The organism is Paenibacillus sp. FSL K6-2859 (assembly GCF_038008265.1).
Lineage (GTDB): Bacteria > Bacillota > Bacilli > Paenibacillales > Paenibacillaceae > Paenibacillus_AQ > Paenibacillus_AQ nitricinens.
The window spans coordinates 5,877,480-5,895,692 of record NZ_JBBOYU010000001.1; the positions used below are offsets into that span (position 1 = coordinate 5,877,480).

At 45.2% G+C, this 18,213-nt stretch carries 10 protein-coding genes; 3 read left to right on the forward strand and 7 right to left on the reverse strand.

Features of this window, described 5'->3' with window-relative positions; translation table 11 throughout:
* Nucleotides 1–80: 80 nt before the first annotated feature.
* The 4 genes from MHB64_RS26185 to MHB64_RS26200 all read right to left on the reverse strand — a co-directional run bounded on the left by MHB64_RS26185 (nucleotide 81) and on the right by MHB64_RS26200 (nucleotide 11,255).
* Complete coding sequence (locus MHB64_RS26185; RefSeq protein WP_341135703.1) at nucleotides 81–7,328, reverse strand: S-layer homology domain-containing protein; 7,248 nt, start codon at nucleotides 7,326–7,328, stop codon at nucleotides 81–83.
* Nucleotides 7,329–7,787: 459 nt separating this feature from the next.
* Nucleotides 7,788–8,798, reverse strand: coding sequence for a ketoacyl-ACP synthase III (locus tag MHB64_RS26190; RefSeq protein WP_094873946.1), 1,011 nt, complete (start codon nucleotides 8,796–8,798; stop codon nucleotides 7,788–7,790).
* A 132-nt stretch (nucleotides 8,799–8,930) separates the two neighbouring features.
* Nucleotides 8,931–9,644 carry a DUF3153 domain-containing protein gene (locus tag MHB64_RS26195; protein WP_094873948.1) on the reverse strand — a complete coding sequence of 238 codons (714 nt, stop codon included), beginning with the start codon at nucleotides 9,642–9,644 and terminating at the stop codon, nucleotides 8,931–8,933.
* 213 nt (nucleotides 9,645–9,857) lie between these two features.
* The gene (locus tag MHB64_RS26200; RefSeq protein ID WP_341135704.1) at nucleotides 9,858–11,255 is read right to left on the reverse strand and encodes an MATE family efflux transporter; all 1,398 of its coding nucleotides are present in this window, start codon (nucleotides 11,253–11,255) and stop codon (nucleotides 9,858–9,860) included.
* A 160-nt stretch (nucleotides 11,256–11,415) separates the two neighbouring features.
* On the opposite strand from MHB64_RS26200, the gene MHB64_RS26205 reads away from it, so the two are divergent.
* Genes MHB64_RS26205 through MHB64_RS26215 form a run of 3 tightly spaced genes read left to right on the forward strand, consistent with a single transcriptional unit; the run spans nucleotide 11,416 to nucleotide 14,532 of the window.
* Nucleotides 11,416–12,297, forward strand: a complete 882-nt coding sequence (locus MHB64_RS26205) for a helix-turn-helix transcriptional regulator (RefSeq protein WP_094873952.1) — start codon at nucleotides 11,416–11,418, stop codon at nucleotides 12,295–12,297.
* A 38-nt stretch (nucleotides 12,298–12,335) separates the two neighbouring features.
* Nucleotides 12,336–12,488, forward strand: coding sequence for a hypothetical protein (locus MHB64_RS26210; protein WP_341135705.1), 153 nt, complete (start codon nucleotides 12,336–12,338; stop codon nucleotides 12,486–12,488).
* Between the two features lie 40 nt (nucleotides 12,489–12,528).
* Nucleotides 12,529–14,532, forward strand: coding sequence for an exosporium glycoprotein BclB-related protein (locus MHB64_RS26215; RefSeq protein WP_341135706.1), 2,004 nt, complete (start codon nucleotides 12,529–12,531; stop codon nucleotides 14,530–14,532).
* Between the two features lie 144 nt (nucleotides 14,533–14,676).
* Here the strand turns inward: MHB64_RS26215 and MHB64_RS26220 are convergent, their stop codons facing one another.
* The 3 genes from MHB64_RS26220 to selD are packed head-to-tail and all read right to left on the reverse strand — an operon-like array spanning nucleotide 14,677 to nucleotide 17,994.
* The gene (locus MHB64_RS26220; RefSeq protein ID WP_341135707.1) at nucleotides 14,677–15,789 is read right to left on the reverse strand and encodes a cysteine desulfurase family protein; all 1,113 of its coding nucleotides are present in this window, start codon (nucleotides 15,787–15,789) and stop codon (nucleotides 14,677–14,679) included.
* A gap of 51 nt (nucleotides 15,790–15,840) precedes the next feature.
* Complete coding sequence (gene mnmH / locus MHB64_RS26225) at nucleotides 15,841–16,878, reverse strand: tRNA 2-selenouridine(34) synthase MnmH (protein WP_341135708.1); 1,038 nt, start codon at nucleotides 16,876–16,878, stop codon at nucleotides 15,841–15,843.
* A 57-nt stretch (nucleotides 16,879–16,935) separates the two neighbouring features.
* Nucleotides 16,936–17,994 carry a selenide, water dikinase SelD gene (selD, locus tag MHB64_RS26230; RefSeq protein WP_094871799.1) on the reverse strand — a complete coding sequence of 353 codons (1,059 nt, stop codon included), beginning with the start codon at nucleotides 17,992–17,994 and terminating at the stop codon, nucleotides 16,936–16,938.
* Nucleotides 17,995–18,213 lie beyond the last annotated feature (219 nt).

Here is an 18,213-nt window from a genome sequence, read left to right on the forward strand (position 1 = left end):
ACGCCTCAGACCTCGATAAGAGGTCTAAGGCATTGTCTAACTTGAGGGGATTTTTCATTTAGGGAGCTTACCATTTCATTTTAGAATTTCGCAAGTAGATTTGAAATACTCTGAGCTGCCTCGGCATGGGTTGTCATCGATTGCGGAAGGAAGTTACCATCCTGATGACCTGACAGAAGCTTAGCTTCTAGCGCACCTTGTACATAGGTTACCGCCCAAGAACTAACTTTAGAGCTGTCCTTAGTCGCATGGAATGAACTTACTTCCGGCTTAACGCCCGTACGATATGCATAGGCTCTTACAAGCATAGCCGCCATTTCCTCGCGGGTAATCTGTTGATTCGGGTCAAAACGATCCTCGGATACGCCTTGAATAATACCTGCTTCAAAGGTTGCACTGACCGCCTCTTCATACCACGATCCAGCGTCTACATCTTGGAATGAAGTCGGACGACTCGCAGTTAAGGAAAGCGCTCTGCTTAGGAGAGCTGCATATTCCGCTCTTGTGATGGAACCCGATGGGTTAAACATAGAGTCAGATTGTCCCTTCACAATTTGTTTAGCAGATAGTTCCTGAATGGTCTTGTATGCCCAGTGACTTTCAGGTACATCTCGATAGCTGCTTTGGAACGAAAGAACTACGTATTGGCTAAAATGATTCAAATCTACGGTAAGACTGGTTTTGGACGGATTCATCGTCCCACCTAGATAGGTAAAGTTCCCATTGTCCTCAATACGATAAATACCAGCTAGAGCTGGATTGGTTCCATTCAGAATCGGTAGTGTTATCTTCACGGGTATAGGGAATTGTTTCAGTGAATATTTATTACCAGACTCATCTGACATGATTAATGAGAAGTCCATGATGTCACCAACCCGTGAATACGGTGGAGTTATTGTTAGTTGATTTGATTGAATAGCTTCCATCTTCAAAAGTATTGTTGCTGTCTTCGCAGTTGATGGCAGAAGCTTACGAAGCTCGTTCAATACTTTGGAGGACATAATGGCACGAACCCCATTCACTTGTATCTCTAGATCCCTATTGCCGATCTGATCAAGTTGATCGATCGGAATCATTACTTGATTCTTATCTCCTTGAAGCTGTAAGATGATGTTTCCTTCAGCACTCTTCGTTAAGAGTTCATCTGGGATAACAACCGCCCCTGCGGGCAGCTCCGGCTTCACCACCACTGGCGGCGTAACGCTTGATCCTGGGTTCCCCCCACCCGTTGGTGGTGTTGTCGACGTATCATTTTTGCGCATAACAGTAATTGTGTAAATCTGTTTGGTTCCATCTTGAGCTGTCACAGTTACGGTGATCATATTAGTGCCGACATGTAAATCTCCACTACCTGTAATCTTAACTACGCTAGTCGGATCGTATGCCGTATAGGTAATATCCGTTACCGACGTACTATAGGGAACCGTTACGTTATAGTTCAACGTACTAGGTGCAAAAGCTGGCAGAGTTTCCCCATTCATTCGTAGATCGGACAGCAGAATTTGGTTAGGTAAGGATTCTGACTCACGGATGACGATAATCGTATACATATTCGAGCTGCCGTCTGGAGCTTGAACATGCACTTCCACAAGATTCTCGCCTACTTGCAGAGATTTACCACCCATGACATGAACACTTAGCAAAGGATCTGCCACCTTATAAGTAACCTCTGCGACCGAAACATTATTAGGTACACGAACCGAATAATTCATTTGATCCGGTGTGAAGCCCATCAACGATTGACCATTTATCTGAAGATCTACTAGTGTTGCCTGAGAGATCTGTACTTCTTTAGTTGCAGTGGTCAAATTCGGCATCATTTCATGCCCTTTCGCATCTGCAATCATCGCTTGCGTAATTTGTACAGCAGTAGCCTTTTCTTGCGGTGTTACTTCTAGCTTAACAATAGGAGCATTTGCTTGAATGCCATTTGTTGACGTTAGAATGATTCTTGTCGCTCCATTAACCGTCTCTTTACGAACCATCTTAACACCTGGTTGAGCCGGTTCAATCGATGAGAAGTTAAGGGTACTAGCGTCTATGTTCAAATCGATGGCTGTCACATCTGAAATAGCATTGTTGATCGATACTTCATAACCTTTGAGCTGTTGTGTAGCAGCATCCACTACTTTCGTGAATTGTAAATCTGCAGCACCCGATTGTTTCTGCTCGGTCTGCGGTATGAACATACCGTCAATGACATGAGAATCTCCAATGGCCGGATTCAAGCCAAGTGCAGTTAGCACCGTTGCAGCCAAGTCTCTTGTATTCCCACCTTGCAATAATTTTTCCTTGCCTGCTTCGGTGGCTACCGTTCTACCATTCGCTGCGAAGAAGATTGTGGTGGCAAGGGGCTCATCTTGCCCGTGACTTGTTGCCATACCCAAAGTTCCGTCTGCATTCTCTTTGCCCCCACCATGGTCAGGCAGCATGAGGATAAGCGTGTCTTCCAGCAAATCATTGTTCTTTAAAGCATCATAAATAGTCTGAACATTCTTGTCCGTCTTCTTTAGTTGTTCATAGTACGCCTTCGTATAGAACCCTTCACCGTGGCCAGCCCCATCCATATCATCCAATTGGAAGAAAATTAACGAGGTATCTTTCGCTTTGCCGCTAGCTGCGTATTGCGTGAATGCCGCTACATCCTCTTCATCCCCCAAGGAATAGCCTTCAACACCAACAGAAGGTTCAATATGCCCCTGCACAATGTTGCTCCATGTAGAGAACACCGTTTGTTTCGTAGCAGGTAATGCCTCTCTTATTTTTTTGAATACCGTTGGGTAGTCCCATGATTCACTGTACGTGTAGGCTGCGGTATCGTCATTATATAGACCATGCTTCTCATAACCGACACCATTAATCATCGAGCCCCAGTTTGGAGACGAGCTGGATGGTAACGTGGTTTTGGCCGTATAGCTAATGGCTCCATGCTCGATAATATTGCGAATGGCTGGAATTTGCAGACGATCGCCTACCTTTTCTTTCTTGGAGCTAGGTGTCTCCCAATAAGGAGCATCTTTTGAGACGGATACACCTCCACCATCAATCCCGATAACTACTACACGTTTATAGGGCTGGTATTGGACCTCGGCTGCAATATCTGTTAACTCTTTATCCGAAATGCCTTTCGCAAGTGCAAGGTCACCTATCGTAACATAACCATCTTCATTAAGATCTTCGGAAGCTTTGGCATGGATCTGAATAACGGCAGGCACCGATTCAAATGCCTTAATCGTTAGTTTTGTTGATCCGGTATAGAAATCTGCATGCTTTACTTCGATGATACCTTGGCCGGAAGCACCAAGCGTATTGAATTTAAGCTCCGAAATTCTGGATTTCGCATACTCCAGCGGATTCTCGATGTTATAGACATTACCCCCTGGCAGTTCTAGTCTAACGATACCAAGGGTCGAAGTGTCTGTCTTCGTTGCGCGAGATGCGCTGACAAATTCGAATTGTGCTGGATCATAGGCTATCTCAACGACAGCTTTGTCCACTTTAGTCGTCATATCAGGTGTACGCAGATCTAGGTTATATCGGAATTGCGTACCTTGAATCGTGTGCTTAGCTCCGATCAGATTTAATGAACCTGAAAAATCCTCAATGGAAGCAAGCGGCGGAGCACTGTTATACATATTAGAAACTTCCTGAGCGGTTAATGCTCTTCCATACATATGAAGCTCATCAAGCTGTACTTGCAGCGCATTGCTGTAATTGCCTGTACCATCATTTCCGATCATGGTTGACAATCCTGTATCCAGCGTACCCTTTCGACCTGCAATCGTCATGGTACTTGCGATCCCCTGATAGTTCGAGCCATTAACTTTGGTCACATTTACAGGAACACCATCTTTATAAAAATCAACTCGCCCTGAAGCACGATCATGCGATATGGCGATATGATGCCAGGTGCCATCTACAACATTTGGAATTTGGGCATCTGCACGCGATTCGCCGGATGTATTGAAGTTCCATTGAAGTGCACTTCCCTTCAGCGCTAAGGCATAACCTACATTTGCACCAGAATCCCAATTCTTATTGGATAGAATCGCAGGGTCTCCTGAGACAGAAGGTGATTTAACCCAAAATGCGAACGAGAAGTTCTTGTCCTTGCCGAATTGCAGACTTATTGGTTTGCCAAGATCAACATATTGCAGCGCTGAACTCTTGGAATCGATACTCAAGGCTTGTCCGACGCGACCTTTCACGAACTGTGGATCTTTAACCGGTGTTGCCGGTATAGCATTTACAGATTGATCCTCCAAATTATTCTCGAAGGACATCTGTAGAAGTGCGTCCGCAGAGAATACTGAGCTACCGGTAAAATCGATCTCACTCATACTGGTGAATAAAACGGTTGGGTTATAGGTGCTCGTGACAACAAATTTCACATATCTGCCTTGTATCGCTTTATCCAGCCTATTGAAATCTTGATAGCTCGTGCCTTTCCAGGTTTTCTGGAATGTGCCGCTCGCTTTATTCGCCGGATTACTCAGGTACACCGGATCGGTCAAATCCGATAATTGATCCGAGGCGTAGAGTTCAAAATCCTTTGGAAATTCCAGAGCCGTCTGACTTAAGCGGCTAGTGCGCCCAATACCAGTTAAGTTCTTACTACCCTTCATGTCGATAATGACCCAATGTGGAAATGAAGCGACAGGCTCCTGCCATTTGGAATGCCAAATCGTAGCCGTATCGTTATCAAGGATGTTCGCAGCATTGGCATTTTCATTGTCCGCATAAGAACTAAAGGAGTCGATAGTGAATGCGTTCTTAGGAATAAAGGAATATATTGCTGCCTGTTGTATTTTTTTATAGACCCACTGAAGCTCGACATAAGCAAGGTCAATTTCGGTTGGGCTATTACTTGCCGTCAGTTGTCTGGCTTTCTGAAGTTGGCTTGCAAGCTCGCCCAGCTGGTCTTTCGGGTAAGATACACCACTGACTTTATCGCTGTTCTGTTGAAAGGATGTAGCGTCATGAATTAATGTAGTGAGCTGTTCAAAGGTAAAAAGCTGAACACCCTTATAGGAATCCGACAATGCTTTGTTTTCCGTGGCTGTGAGAGATCTCTTCCAAATTCTCAGATCATCTATGGTAATCGTTGCTCCGCCATTTCCTTTGTTGCCATCCACACCAATCAGCGTGTTAAAGGTTGTATCTACACTTTGAGTACCAAGCGAGGCAATACTCCCCGATGCCTTCTCCGTCCCATCTACATAAACTTTTGCTAAGTTGTTTGTTCTGTCCGCTGTAATGGTAAAGAGATGCCACTCCATTCCTACACTTGATGCTGTAATATCCGCTCTTTTCGTTCCATCACTAATATTTAAGGTCATACCATTGGTGGAGGCAGGTCCAATATACCAGCCTAGGTTACTTCCACTATTCCAGTTTTTATTGGAAAGGATAGTCTGATCCCCGGAAAGATTGCCTTTGTGCCAGAAAGACACGGTGAAGCTTCCTGCTCCGAATTTCAAATCATCACGCCTGCCCAAATCAATATAATTACTATTACCCGCTGCAATGAGCGCAGCTTTATTGGCTTTACCATCGACATACGTTACATTGCCTGCTAGACTTGCTAGCCCTGTCACGTCTTTAGCTTCATCGGATAGGTTACCATCCAATTTCATATCGACAACTAGATCCTTCCACATGGTCGATGGATCAATTGGCGTCAGTTCAGGTCCTTCATTGCCGGCTGTGAACGATTGCTCTAGCGTTGCAGAGCGATTCCCGTAGGCATCCACAGCTGTCACTTGAACAATGTATGAAGTTTGAGGAGCAAGTCCTTCGAGTGGAATATTCATTACATTCGGAATCGGGGAAAAGTAATAGTCAGAGAATACATTTACAGATTTGCTGCTGACTCCAGACCTTTTATCGATGACATTGATTTCATAATGATGCATAGATTGATCATCTTTCGCTTGCTTAAAGGAAAGTAAAGGTACCGTATCCTGATTCGTTATGCCGAGTTCACTATTGAATACTGGAGCAACCTTATTACGATTAGCCGTAGTGTACTTGAAATTGCTCTTCATAGCTTCATTCGTTGAGCCTTTTAGCTGAATGACCCACTTCTCTCCAGCAACTGTACCCGCACTGTTGAATGAAGGCTGCGGCTCAGCCGTCCATTTACCGTCTGTGTAGATATCTCCAGGATCTGCGTTAAACGCAATACGATCCACTTCAACCCGATCCGCATATACCTCAACGAAGTCGGCCTGACTGACAGGAAATTCAAAACGTCCTTCAAGTCCCTTCTTAGTCACTTGGGAGTAGCCTCGATCGGATTCAATGTAAGACATGGAGCCAAGGTTAACTGAAGTGAAATCCTTCTGGTAAATGGAGCGATCATCACTAATATTCAGATGGGAATGTCCTGAGAAGGTAATCACTTGAGGATAGTCTTTGAGATCCGTATAAAGATTAGGATTGGATGCCTGTTGCCCATCCATTACCGTATTCGATATAGGCTGGTGCACATTCACGAAGATGGGGGTATTCTGATTTTTCGGATCAGCTGTGAGTTCTGCAAGTCTACCCTTTAGCCAATTACGCTGACCTGTATCTGAGTTGTAATTGTTCCCGTTTAAAAATATGAAATGATAGCCACCGATTTCAGATTCATAGTAGCCATTCGGCTGGCTTGTGAACCAGTCCGCAGGATAATGTTCGTTGACTTTAGCAACGGTGGAATCGTGGTTGCCTATAGCCATCCGGATTTGGGTGTTATTCCACTGCTTTCTAGCTAAATTTTGCTCAAAAATTTCTCGAACCATCACATGATCATTGGGCTTGTCATTCCCATTATCATTAATCATATCGCCAACGACGAGTATTGCATCCGGGTTCGGGAAAATCGACCCTATCGTATCAAAGAATTGGGTATAACGGGCATCCGCTGAAGCATGTGAGCCTACATGTACGTCTGACATCGCTACAAACTGGAGCAAGGGCTTTTCTTTGGTCTTGATGATATAAGAGAAGGTTACTCCTTTACTTGCCACGCCATTTTTGATCGCAATGGCTGACAAATTTGTTGTTTTGGAAATTAGGATCGGCCCGTTATATTTCAAACTATTAATATCCGGAAGCGTGCCGTCGAGTGTATAGTAAACGTCAGCATTCTGCGTTGCAGTTGTAAGGTGGATCGTTTGTACTTCTTCATATCGGCCGGTCGATACAGAAGTCGTTGGTTGATCTACAGATAGAATCTCAGATTCTTCAGCTGCAAACACAGGGGTGATATTCGGCATTGTGGAACAAATCACTGTGAGTGCCAGTAATAATGCAACAAATTTCCTACCTTTTCTGAACAAAATCATCTCTCCCAAGCATTATTTTATAGTTTTGAATCACATGAGAACTCACCATCGACAGAAGAGCTAGCTACCCTATCCCGGATATATTCGATAACGCCTCCTTTCTTCATCCGATTCAAAGTACATCCCATACTATTATTTGGTAGCCTGGGGTCTGCTGTGTATATTGTAGGTATGGATTATTTGCATAACATTAAATATCTGTAAAATTCAAAAGATGCATCCAAAGACTGTGATATGGGTCAAAACGCCTAACTCAATCCCAAAAGTCGCCTATCAAATGAATAACATCTGCATACTATCAGACCAATATGATCATAACAGTAGCCAAATACATGCATAACACATGCCCAAAAATACTTTTAGTAACGAAACAAAAACGACCATCCCTCGGAAAAATACCGAGAAACGGTCGCATGTTTACAATCTTTTATATTTTATGTTTACCTGAACAACTCACAATGAAGTTGGCTCCCCTACCCGCTCATCTAAGTTCAGCTCTACCAGTTGACCCGCCTGGGTCAATCCCGCGCCAAAGCCATACATTAGAATCTTTTGCCCATTCTTTACTTTGCCATCACGTATCCCCAAATCAAGGGCTAAAGGAATTGTAGCGGCAGAAGTATTGCCAAAATTCACAAGACTATGCAGCACTTGCTCCATCGGATAGTTCAATCGCTCGCAAATCGGCTCAATCATCCGCATATTCGCGCTGTGTGGAATAAACCAGTCGACTTGTTCCAGACCCACTGCTGCTTTTTTAAGCAACTGCTGTATACCAAGAGGGACGGTTCTAACCGCCCAGCGAAACACCTCGCGCCCGTTCTGTACCAGCATCTGTGTGTCTACCAGTTCAATATTGTTAACCGTATGGGCTAGACCTGTGCGATACACATGATGCCCCCCGCTGCCATCACTAGCTAGCTGAAAGCCTAAAAATCCCGTCGATTCCTTATCACTCTCCACAAGCACTGCCCCAGCTCCATCACCAAAAAGGATACATGTACTTCGATCAGTGTAATCGGTAATCTTGGAGATCGTATCCGCACCAATCACTAGAACCTTACGGTGCATCCCTGAAGCGACATAGCTATGAGCCGTATGAAGCCCATATACAAAACCCGCACAGGCTGCGCTCAAATCTATAGCTCCAGCAGTCTGTGGAATATTTAAACGGTCTTGAATCAAAGAAGCTACAGAGGGAAAGGAAAAATCAGGTGTACTAGTAGCTACCAAGACCATGTCGACATCCTGAACGCTTTTTCCATAACGTTTCATTAGGTCCTGTACTGCAGCTACACATAAATCACTTGTGTATTCATCCTCTCGACTAATTCTGCGTTCACGAATTCCAGTCCGCTGAACAATCCACTCATTATTAGTATCCACCATCTGCTCAAGATCGGCATTCGTCAATCTTTTTGCCGGGACATAAGTTCCGATAGCTGTAATTTTTGCACCTGTCATTCCAATCACCTCTTCAATTAGTATCTAATATTAGTACTTGGTACTAATTATAACTCTACACCTGCTATAAAGTAAAGAAAGCCGGTAAAGCAGCATGGCTTCCCGGCACTATCAATACGTATCTCGACTCACTTAAGCACGATTTACTTTACGGTGTTTTCTTTTTCTGACGAACAATAGAATTGCAGCAATGATCACCACTACTAGGATGATTATCACGATCACAATATTCCATACGTTCGGCACATAAACCTGCATTTTGATTGGCTCTGTATCCCCAAGCGTAACATTCCAACTAAGTGTTCTGCCTTCATCAACAGCTGCATTATTATCACCAATTAGATCTATTGGCAACGTTAGTTTAAAATCAAATGCCAAGTTTTTCAGCACCGCCCGAATAATCGGCTTCGATAAACTCAATGTTCCCATGTTATCCATAATGGTATCCATATAGCTATTAAATTGAGGCTGCGCCTCAACATCATACGTGGTATATAACAAATTCTTTTTAGTAACGAGCTGTAGATCCACAATATCCAACCCCATAGAGGTTGAACCTATATCCTCAAATGAAGCGTAATTTTTCTGGATTTCATAGACTGTAGACTTACCTTCTTGTCGTTTTTCTAGCTGAATCCCATCCTCCTTCAATTTATCTGTCAGACTCTTCTCCATTTTATCGCTGATCAATGCTTCTGTTCGGGAATCCAATTTCACATTCATTGCTAAATCTACGCTTTTATTCTTATTCACCGTGACGTGAACTGTACCATTAGAACATCCCGATATTAATATCATCATTAAGAGCAGTACTAGGATCGTCAAGCCTCTCCATTTTAACGGCATTTTTCTCAAACCCTTCAATAGTATGTATTCCTAAAACAGCTACCCATGCTCTAAAGGCTAACTCATTTATCCCTTTGAATCAAACTTAATATAAATTAATCCTATATATTCTCAGAAAAAAGAGGTTATCTCAAAGTAATAAGTTCTACTCATAAGATCACCTCTTTCTCCAAAAAACCACAGGCAAATCGCTTTCTGTATTCTATTCATTCCTTAAATGCTAAGGGAGGCCCTTCTTTTACTCCCTCTGTGAATAGATGCATTCTCTTCGTTTTTTAAAATATCCGCCTGACGGAGAACTTTCCTACCTCTCCAGCGCATTAGAACAAGCATCCCCCGCACAAACTCATCAGCAATCATACAGCAGTAGATCCCTGTGAGCCCCCAGCCTAAGCTGATTCCAAACCAATAGGAACAACCAACTCCAATAATGGACATAGACACGATAGAAGTATACATCGTATAACGGGTATCACCGATGGCGTTCAGCGCATTACCCATGCCCATGTTCAGCATTTTGCAAGGTTGGAGTAGGAGATTTAGAGCCAGTAGAGAAATCCCAATCGCAATAATCCGCGGGTCGGAAGTGAAATAACCTAGTAGATTCCTGCCGAAAAGAAATAGCAGTAACATGTTCGCTGATACAATAGCCAAGCCGATATACAGCGTGCGATATGCACTACGATAAGCCTCCTTCAGCTTCCCTGCCCCGAACAAATGCGCGATCTGTATCTGTCCAGCCAGAGCGATTGCATAACCTAACGTGAAGCAAAAGGATTCTAAGGTATTGAGATAAGTCCGTGCGGCTAACGCTTCTGCCCCCAGTGCGGCTAGAAAGGAATAGACAATCAACTGCGAGAACACCCAGCAGGAAGAATTAATTCCAAGTGGCCAAGCAATCTTTATAATTTCCTTGAATAGCTTGCCGTTGAATATACGGAAATCCCTAAGTCTAATCTTAATCTCGAAGGAACCTCTAAACATGGTATACAGCATGATCACTCCGACCAGTCTACTAATAATACTTGAGATTGCGATTCCCGCAAGCCCTAGCTGTGGCAGACCGAACATCCCGAATATAAAGGTATAGTTCAGAATAATGTGAATGACATTTATGATGACCCCTGTGTACATTGGACCTCTGGTGTTCCCTGTATTACGAATCGCTGTTCCAAGGGAAGCAATCATCCCCACCAAAAATAGACCGCCACCGACATACGAGATATAAATATTGGACAGTGATAATAGCTCAGGCGAAATATTTAGAATCCCCGCTATTGGACCCGCATAGAAGAACAGGATGATACTCACGACAATACCAAGAATGAGACTAACCGATACGCCCATAATTGCAATCGTACGTGCTTCGCTGAAACGTTTTGAACCCATTCTTTGCGCGATCAGGATCCCCGCCCCGCCCGCAAAGGTGGTAAAAAGGGTGGTCAACGCACCGAACAATTGATTGGAAATGCCGACTACGGCGACTGCATCGTCTGAAATACGGCTGACCATGAGTGTATCCACCGTACCTAGCAGGGTCTGAAGAAACACCTCTATAAATATAGGCCAAGCCAATACCCATAGTCCAAAGCCCTGTCTTTCTTTTTTCACTAAATAAACCTCCCCTTAAACCAAACATGCATATTGGACCTAAGATACAGCATATTTCTTCTTTAGGTCAGACTAAATTATAGATGATATACTTTTGGTGATGGTACATATTTCAAACCAATAATTTCATTATATCAACCTCATAAAAGGAGATCTCTCCATGAACATTATTAATTTCACCGTCCCGCCAATGCTCTATTATATCGTAAGTGGATTGCACACCTTCTCACCAGGGCATTACCACATGAGCCGCCACAATATTAAGGTATTTGACTTGCTTGTAGTCAAGCAGGGCTGCCTATATATGAATGAAGGAGGTCTCACCTTTCAGGTACGCGCAGGTCAGGCACTGCTTCTTCGTCCAGATAGCCATCATTTCAGTACGGACAGCTGCAAGGAACACACCTCTTATTATTGGCTGCATTTTCAGACAGTGGGCGATTGGAATATTTCCGAGGCTACAGCTTCAACACCAGAGACAGAACATACCAGAGTGGAGCATCCTCTTCATTCAGACGAATTTAATATACGCACTTTTACCTTACAGCTGCCCCAATATACCTCTCTGTTACAACCGTCCAAGATGGAAGAACTGCTCTCGCAGCTGAATCAACTAGCGCCTAATTCCCATTTGAGCGATACTCCATTTCAGCAGCAGTTGTTATTTCAAGAGGTTCTCCAGCAATTATCTGCCTCTCTGCGCCATGAGCGTCCCTCTCCCTCCAAAATATGTGCAGAGCAAGCTGCCTCCTATTTGCGCAGTCATTTCCGTGAGCGTATCACAGCACAGCAGCTAGGGGAGAACCTGAACTTTCATCCTGTATATATCGCTCGTTGCATGAAAAAGGAATACGGCTGTGCACCTATGGATTACCTGCTGCACTACCGAATTCAGCAGAGTAAGCTATTGCTGATGCAGACCAGTTACACGATTGCCCGGATCGCCGAGGAGGTTGGCTTCAATCAAGCGCCTTATTTCAGCTCCAGCTTCGTCCGTATTGAAGGAACCACTCCACGGGAATTCCGCCAACGTTTCTCGTAATTGCCCTTAATATTAAAGAATCGCTATTATGAAGAGCGATGTTAATTAACTACTCTATCAAAAAGGCAGCTACCGTATTAGCAGTGGCTTGCCTTTTTGATGTAGGTTCATGTGTATCGACTTCCAGAGCGATTACTGTAACAACTTCCATTTCTCTGAATATGCTGATTGGGCAGGTTCCCAATTTTTAAAGGAATGAAGAGGAGAAGCTCAAGGAGGAGATACAGTAACATGTCGGAACATAATCATAGACCCTTTAAAGGTGACGCTATCCTAAACAAGCAAGGAAGAATAAGCAGTCCTATTAGAAAAAGGGAGTGTGCCGCTCTATTAAAAATAGTCACTGAGCTCTCTGCAGTGGTACCTCCCGCGCTTACGAATCCCACAACACTTCATATTACGAATCTTCAAAGAGTGTTAAGAGAACTCATGGAATTCTTGCATGACGCTAAGATATGCAGCCCTTTTAGAACGGAGCTTCTTTCTGTAGTAGAAATAACCATTGTTTCTACTGAAGTCAGTCCCTTCTCAGTCGTAAGCGTTGGCACCAATCTTCAACAGCTGTTAGCCGAGTTATTATCTTTTATTCTCGCTACGAAGATTGACGCTCATTGCAAAGATCAGTTGGTCATTCAAATCAGACATATTCAGGCTTCTATTTCACAAGCACTTGGCTTACCTATTAAGGGTGCGACGGGGCCACAGGGTCCTCAGGGACTCCAAGGTCCTCAAGGACTCCAGGGTCCTCAAGGATCTACTGGTGCAGGACTGCAAGGTATTGTAGTCTTCAATCCCGCACAAAGTCCTTCTTATCCAGCGGGTCAAGTAGTAACCTTTAATGGCAGCACTTATATAGCTACTGTTGCTGGACCCAAAGGAACACCAGGTAGTTCGTCAGATTATTTATTAATTGCTGGTGGAGCGACAGGCGCGACGGGAGCGCAGGGAGCACCAGGATCTCAGGGATCTCAGGGACTTCAAGGACCTCAAGGACCTCAAGGAGCACAAGGAGCGCAAGGAATACAGGGACCGACAGGTCCTGGAGCAGGGGCAACTGGACCGACTGGTGCGACGGGTACGGCCGGGCTGGTTGGACCGACAGGCGCGACGGGTACGGCCGGGCTGGTTGGACCGACAGGCGCGACGGGTACGGCCGGGCTGGTTGGACCGACAGGCGTGACGGGTACGGCCGGGCTTGCGGGGCCGACGGGTGCGACAGGTACGGCTGGGCTTGCGGGAGCTACAGGCGTGACGGGTACGGCCGGGCTGGTTGGACCGACAGGCGTGACGGGTACGGCCGGGCTTGCGGGGCCGACGGGTGCGACAGGTACGGCCGGGCTGGTTGGACCGACGGGTGCGACGGGTACGGCCGGGCTTGCTGGACCGACGGGTGCGACGGGTACGGCTGGGCTTGCGGGGCCAACGGGTGCGACGGGTACGGCCGGGCTTGCTGGAGCTACAGGTGCGACGGGTACGGCCGGGCTTGCGGGAGCTACAGGTGCGACGGGTACGGCCGGGCTTGCTGGAGCTACGGGTGCGACGGGTACGGCTGGGCTTGCGGGAGCTACGGGTGCGACGGGTACGGCTGGGCTTGCGGGAGCTACGGGTGCGACGGGTACGGCTGGGCTTGCGGGAGCTACGGGTGCGACGGGTACGGCTGGGCTTGCGGGAGCTACGGGTGTTACCGGAGTTACTGGCGTTACTGGTGCAACCGGGGCTGGTGCAATCATTCCGTTGGCTTCCGGTGGACCTATTATTATGACTACGATTTTAGGTGGTTTGGTTGGAACAACAAGCCTTGTTGGCTTCGGAAGTTCAGCCACAGGCATTTCTCTTGTTGGCGGGAATATAGATTTGACAGGTACAGTTCTTGGACCTCTTATCAACTTTGCATTCTCGACTCCGCGTGCTGGAGTGATAACATCCCTTGCTGCTTACTTCAGTAATACCATAGCTCTATCACTTATTGGTACTACTGTAACTGTGACAGCACAATTGTACCAATCTGCCACACCAAATAACACATTCACTCCTATTCCTGGAGCCATAGTACCACTGCCACCTATCACAGGCGCTATTACTCTAGGTACGTTTGTCAGCGGAGTTACAAATGGTATCGATTTTGCTGTAACACCGCAGACACGTCTGCTTATGGTATTCTCAGCTACTGCCACAGGTCTCACCCTTGTAAATACAGTCACTGGTTATGCAAGTGCTGGCTTTACAATTGTATAATCGCTAAAATCAATAAAAGCATCTGCCTATCCTTTTGAAGGAGTGACAGATGCTTTTTTTTAAAATATACGATATGCAGATTCAACTTCTAGATTTTCCGGAATCACACAAGCGCCATTAGCTACTCCACCACTGGCAATCTATTCACAACAAATATCCTTTCAGCTTACCGATAACCTCATCGATCTCCGTTTTCGTCGTATACCGTCCCACACTAAAACGAACCGCTCCCTGCCCAATACTTGCTGAGACATTCATTGCCTTTAGAACAGGTGAAATCAATGTTTCTCCAGAATGACAAGCTGAGCCTGTTGAGGCAGCCACATCTTCTAGCGAAGCAATCACTTCGTGACCCACCGCTCCTAAAAAGCTAATGTTAAGTGTGTTGGGCAATCGTTTATGCCTATGACCGTTCAGGTGAATGTTGTCGCCAAAAACCTCCTGCAATCGATCATAGAAATAATCCGCAATCTCTTTCACACGTTCTCTGGAAGCAGAGTCCGAAGCAAGCTCACAGGCTTTTCCTAATCCAATAATGTAAGGTGTGTTTTCAGTACCTGCTCGTCTTCCCTGCTCATGACCTGCCCCATGAATTAATGGTTCGATGTGAATGCCCTCTCGGATGTACAGTGCTCCAATCCCTTTTGGCGCATATAATTTATGACCTGCCAGCGTTAGAAAATCCACCCCTAACTCAGCCACATCGAGTACTACTTTTCCAGCGGACTGTGAAGCATCGGTATGTACAAGAACACCTCGTTCGTGGCAGACCTTGGCTATTTCTTTGATCGGCTGAATCGTGCCCGTTTCGTTGTTAGAGTGCATAATGGAGACTAGTATAGTTTGGTCTGTAAGCTGCTTTTTCACATCGTCTACCTGCACCATTCCATACGCGTCAACAGGTACATAGGTAATCGTGTAGCCCAACTGCTCCAGATACTGACACGGTTTAATTACCGCAGGATGCTCCACAGCAGACACAATAATGTGATTGCCTTTATGTCGATAGGTTTGGGCGACTCCCTTGATGACGGTATTATTCGATTCACTACCCCCACTGGTGAAAAGCACCTCTCCCGGCGCACAATTCAGGAAATTAGCCACCTGTGTTCTCGCTTGCTCGATTCCGAGTTTAGCTTCTTGCCCCAAAGAATGACTGCTTGAAGGATTGCCAAAATGACCATAAAGATAAGGAATCATAACCTCTGCTACTTCCTTATCTACAGGTGTTGTAGCGTTATAGTCTAAATAGATCATTTGTACTGAGCCTCCTCTAAACCCCTCATACATCACGATACATAAAGCTTATTAAGCCTGATTATTTTTCAAAAAAGAACGCACCGCAGTCTCAGCTTCATCTAAATTGTTCACCTTAAAGGTAACTCTCTCAATGCCTTCATACTGAGTAGACGTGTAATCATATTTAGGATCATAGTAGTATTCTAACAGCAGCGCCACAGCTTCCCCGAACAAATCGGCTTGCAAGCACCGTTCGATTTCCGCCGCAATGGGGATATGAATTCGGGATTTGATACTTCGAAAGGCTGAAATACACTGTTCTTTATATTCTTCTGGACGATAATCCTTAAGGATTTGCTGCACTCTAGCTTGCAAAGGCAGTTCAATCCAAATCTGCGTTGCGGTCTCTTTTTGCTCGGTCATAAATGGAGGCATTACGACCTTCCCAATCTTCTTGCTCTCTGCTTCAAACAGTACATAAGGAGCATCCTCAAGCTTAATTAATTCTTCCAAAAGAAGACTATCGAACGTTTTCTGATTATTTGCCTGAAGTCCGATCTCGCCAAAGATAGAACCGCGGTGACCCGCCATTCCTTCCAAATCCAGAACGGGGTAGCCTTGCGCTTTCAGGCGGTGCAGCAGGTTTGTTTTGCCTGTCCCCGTATTTCCATGAATTACATAAGGCTTCGTCTTGAATTCAAAGGACTCCAGTTCATCGAGTACCCATTTACGGTAAGCTTTATAGCCGCCAATCAATCGGTAAGCGTGAATATCCATTAAAGAAAGTACAGTCGCAGTTGTACGGCTGCGCATACCTCCCCTCCAGCAGAATACAGCCTTGTCCCCTTGAATCTCAGCAAATTCTTTGACAAAGGAAGGTAGCTTCGCCGCAGCAATCTCCAAACCGCGTTCTTTCGCAGCCTGCACACTTGTCTGTTTATACAGCGTACCTACTTCAGCTCGTTCCTTATCGTCAAAAAAAGGAATGTTCAAGCTCTCTGGCAATGTCGCATCTTTATATTCAGAAGGAGATCGAACGTCGATAACGGTGATCTGCTTCTTATTCTTTAACACTCTTAGTTCTTCCAGTGTAATATCCTGAAACAATGCGCTCTCTCCTCTGGTGGCTAACTTCTTAGGTCGCCTGTAAGCTGAACTCCATCGTTATTGCGCAGCTATAACTGCAATCTGACCCGGATGTTCTTTCGTGACCTCTCCTATCAATGCCGCTTCTACACCTGCATCTACTAACTCTTTTAGCAAATCCTCACTTTGTTCAGGAGCAACAGAGATTAGCAATCCACCAGAAGTCACAGCATCACACAGAATATAGCGGCTTAATTGGTCCATCTCCTCCGGATAAAGAATACTGCCCTCCAAATGGGCAAAGTTATTCTTAGTGCCACCTGGAACAAAGCCTTGCTCCGCGAGCTCTCTTACTCTTGGCAGCATCGGTACATCCCCTTGACGAATAATCAGTCCGTGATTGCTCCCTTTTGCCATTTCCGAGGCATGTCCCAGCAGCCCAAATCCGGTAACATCTGTACAAGCATGTACATCATAGGGCTCCATGACTTCAGCCGCTTTTTTATTTAGTGTAGACATGACTGTCGTAAGGCGTGTAGTTTCTTCTGGGGATAGCTGATCCTTTTTAATAGAAGTCGTTAAGATGCCCACACCGATAGGTTTGGTCAAAATCAGCTTGTCTCCTACCTGCGCACCTGCATTCGTTCTTACTTTGTCCGGATGCACAAGGCCCGTAACAGCCAATCCAAATTTAGGCTCTTTATCGTCGATGGAATGTCCGCCCACAAGTGTTGCTCCTGCTTCCTGCACTTTATCTGCTGCACCGCGCAAAATGTCACCGAGAATGCTTTTGTCCAGAACAGAAATAGGGAAGGCCACAATATTAAGTACCGTAAGCGGCTTACCGCCCATAGCATAAATATCACTTAATGCATTGGCTGCTGCAATTTGCCCAAAGGAATAAGGGTCGTCCACGATCGGCGTGAAAAAATCAACAGTCTGCACTAATGCTAGATCATCACTTAATCGATATACTCCAGCGTCATCACTGGTATCCAGACCTACAAGTAGATCCGGATTTGGAACGGTTGGTGGCAGACTGCGAATAACCTGCATGAGATCAGCAGGACCAATTTTGCAGCCGCAGCCCCCTTTTGAAGATAATGAGGTCAATTTTATGGTTTCGGCTTGAGACATCATGACTCAGCTCCTTTAAATAGTTAATGTCGAATATCTTTAATCTTACATCAGTAGACAGCATTGTACAAAATACGAAGCTACTAAAAAAGCTGGCTCACACGTAGCATTCACTACCCTTGAGTCAGCCTTTGGTTTGAAATCCAATTTTTTAGGGAAATCTGCCCTATAGCTCTAATGAAATAGGAGTGTCCCGCATAATTTCAATGGCTGCGGGAG